This window comes from Desulfovibrio sp. JC022, from assembly GCF_010470665.1.
Classification (GTDB): domain Bacteria; phylum Desulfobacterota; class Desulfovibrionia; order Desulfovibrionales; family Desulfovibrionaceae; genus Maridesulfovibrio.
Genome location: NZ_VOPZ01000024.1, coordinates 1 through 3,189, shown reverse-complemented (window position 1 = coordinate 3,189; position 3,189 = coordinate 1). Strand labels below are relative to the sequence as shown.

Here is a 3,189-nt window from a genome sequence, read left to right as displayed (position 1 = left end):
TATAAATACTTTATCGGGCAAACCCGAAGCGCAAAAGGCCCGAAAAGAAGAACCGCTGGCTGAAACAATGGCGAAAGCCCAAATGGCTAAGGAGAAAGAGACATTGGAGCGCAGGGCCCGTGGGGATATGGAGCGTAGGAATCATAGGGCCGGATTATTGGAAAAAACTGCTAATGCAAAGCAGCAGAGCAAAGCCAAGAAAGGTATGCTTACTACGAAAGAATATGACGATATAACCGACTCTGTTTTTAATGTTGATCCCAACGACCAGATAAGAAAAGGTAAAAAGCAAGAAAAGGAAAAAATATCATCTGTTCAACATGCCCGAAATATGGAGCGCATAGCCAATGACCCTGCCAGAAACACTAAACTGTCATCAACTCAACATGCGGCGCGGTTGAGTTCTATAGAAAAGCAAAGACGCCAAGACCAAATTGATAAAATTCTCAATGATACCGACGAGAATTTTCACAAATATGAAGGTATTCCTGTTGCTCCCGACGGGGTCAGCGTTGATAAAAATATCAAGGACGCTGAAGAATTTAAAAAAAGTATTCAAGAACTTTCTTCGTATGATCAAACAAGGAAAACAGAAGAATATATAATGAGTCGTTTTCCCAATAAGCATCCAATGGACTACAAACAACGGGGCAGAGAATATGAAAGATTTGGGAACTTCAACTATGGAGCAGTCATGAATGCTCTTGGGGTCCCTGAACTGGTAGGTCGAGGATTTGCTGGGTATGCACAATATAAAGCTGGTACAGCAAAAGGGAAATGGGCTTTAAATTTCGGGGACGACCCAAAAGATCAATGGGACATCAAGCAGGGATACAGGTATTATGAGAATAAGCATGTTAAATAGAATCACAATACTGGGTTGGATAACAGTTTTGTATAGTGGCATTTCAGTCATACTTGGTCTGTGTTCATTGTTTCCATTATGGAAAATGTTTACTTTTAATATTTTTAAATCAACGATTCATGCTTTAGTGTACTTTATCATCTGGCTGACAATCTATTTAGTACCAGCTATGATGTTGTTTAAAATCATTATTTCTAAAAATAACAAACACTTACTAAAATATGCCACATTATGGTTTTTGGGTACATTTTTATTAGTTCCCCTTTATATCACCACTTCAAGAGGAGAGGAGGACTTAGGAGCTGGCTTTCTGGTCGGAATATACTCAATGACACTTCAACCATATCTTTGCTTAATTGGCCTAGGGGAGTTGGGGCTCCTCCTTCTCCTTATTCCGCCACTCTTCAACCTCTACCTCGTTTTTGTCGCTTGGAAACGACCTCAATGGTTTTATAAGGAATAATTAAACCGCCCCCGGACTTCGGTCCGGGGGCATTTTCGTTGTAATCTGAACAGCAGGCCAAATCAAAGACAGGCATGCCCGGCACGGCAAAAACAGGGGTGGGCGATAAACCGTCTCACTCCGATGCTGCTACATCAGAACTCGGTCTACACTGCCTATTCCGGATACGCTGGGCCAAGCTTCACTGAATACGTAGGAAAGGATTTTGATCTGGGAGGTACGCGCTTCACTGCCAAGAATACTCTGGGAGAAAGTATCAGCAAAAAAGCTGATAGGGAACGCAAAGCCCGTGAAGCCCAAGAACGCCGGGATAAGAATCAGCTTATTGGTATTGGAAAATCCGCTGTTCAGCGCAGTCTTCTGGCACAGACTGTTGATAAAGATCAGCAGGACAAAGAAAGCGGTACTTGGAATGGTATGCTAAGGACGGCAAGAGGAATTTATGATGCTGCGACTGGAGGTTACTATGCAACTGGTGAAGCTGTGTCCAAAGCTGGCGAAGCTTTTACTAGTGATCCAAGGATTTATGGAACAACAGCAGCCGCAATAGCAATGCCTGCAATAGTAGCAACAACTGTACTTGGAGGAAAAGAAGTTTTAGGTGTAGGAGCAGCAGGGGTTCGAAGAGCTGCACCGCATTTGAGTAAAGGAATCGACAAACTCGGTAAAGCTGCAAAACGCAGTAAAAATTTTGTTAAAGATGCAAGTCAAAAAACTGAGGCCAAAATAAGCAGCAGTCGAGTCGGTAGATATATTGACTCTAGTGACATTGCAGACGGAGCTACTAGTTTGATAGAAGGACTCCCGCCTTCTCAAAGTCGAGGAGGAGCGGGAGTTGCTGTTGCAAATGAACTATACACCAGATATCAAAATCAGATAAAATCAGATAAAAAGGGTAAGCCACAGCATGCAAAACAAGAACCCAAAAGGGCTAAGTAAGGATCGGAAGATATTTCTTATACCTTTTGGACTATTATTCATAATAGGAGGCTTATTCACATTAGATGGTGGAAGCCTATACAAAGGTATACCTGTAATAAAGATAGCTGGCTGGACCCAGCTAGGGGCCGGAGCATTTTGGATTTGGTATGCTTTGTCCTATAGACGATCATCCAAAATGACTAAAGTAGCAAAAGAAGAAGAAATGATTTGTCCAAAGTGCCAAAAAGTTTATATGGCAGGACAAGCACCTGCTAATGCTTCATGTGAATCATGTGGAATAACCTTAGAACCCCTTGAAGGATTTTATGATCGCCACCCAGAGCTAAAAGATGCTCCAGAGCAATTCACCAAACCAGAGAATGATTAATAATGCCCCCGGACTTCAGTCCGGGGGCTTTTTAATTATAATTGAATATAAAAAGAGGTTAACCACAGTGGTCTCTACGACTCCGATACCGGGCTGATCCATTTCGGCTACCGCGAATATGATCCCATCATCGGCAGGTTCATCTCTCCTGATCCGCTCGGTTATGATGGCGGGGATGTGGATGTTTATGGTTATTGTCTGGATGATCCTAGTAACTTTGTGGATAGGAATGGGTTGTTTAGCAATGGCCTCTGCGGAGCAGGGTTAGCCGTGGCTCTATCGAATTAAAAAGCAAACCGACCAGTCCTCTTACTGAGACTGTTGATAAAGCACAGCAGGACAAAGAAAGCGGTACTTGGAATGGGATGCTAAGGACGACAAGAGGAATTTATGATGCTGCGACTGGAGGTTACTATGCAACTGGTGAAGCTGTGTCCAAAGCTGGCGAAGCTTTTACTAGTGATCCAAGGATTTATGGAACAACACTGGCAGCGGCAGCATTACCCGGAGTCATTGCAGGTGGTATACTTGCAGGCGGGGAGCTTGCAACCG

4 protein-coding genes and 1 pseudogene are annotated in these 3,189 nt (G+C 43.3%); all 5 read left to right on the top strand.

Translation table 11 applies throughout. The features are described 5' to 3' along the window. On the top strand, positions 1 to 865 hold an 865-nt coding region (locus FMS18_RS20070), incomplete at its 5' end, for a polymorphic toxin type 44 domain-containing protein (RefSeq protein ID WP_163296431.1). Next, positions 855 to 1,328 carry a hypothetical protein gene (locus tag FMS18_RS20065; protein ID WP_163296430.1) on the top strand — a complete coding sequence of 158 codons (474 nt, stop codon included), beginning with the start codon at positions 855 to 857 and terminating at the stop codon, positions 1,326 to 1,328. The genes FMS18_RS20070 and FMS18_RS20065, both read left to right, overlap by 11 nt. A 123-nt stretch (positions 1,329 to 1,451) precedes the next feature. After that, a complete protein-coding gene (locus tag FMS18_RS20060; protein ID WP_163296429.1) occupies positions 1,452 to 2,267 on the top strand; it encodes a hypothetical protein in 816 nt (271 codons plus the stop codon). Between the two features lie 178 nt (positions 2,268 to 2,445). Beyond that, positions 2,446 to 2,637: a hypothetical protein gene (locus FMS18_RS20055; protein ID WP_163296428.1), complete on the top strand. Its 192-nt coding sequence runs from the start codon at positions 2,446 to 2,448 to the stop codon at positions 2,635 to 2,637. Between the two features lie 87 nt (positions 2,638 to 2,724). Continuing rightward, a pseudogene (locus FMS18_RS20050) lies at positions 2,725 to 2,925 on the top strand (RHS repeat-associated core domain-containing protein); the annotation flags it as partial. Between the last annotated feature and the right edge of the window lie 264 nt (positions 2,926 to 3,189).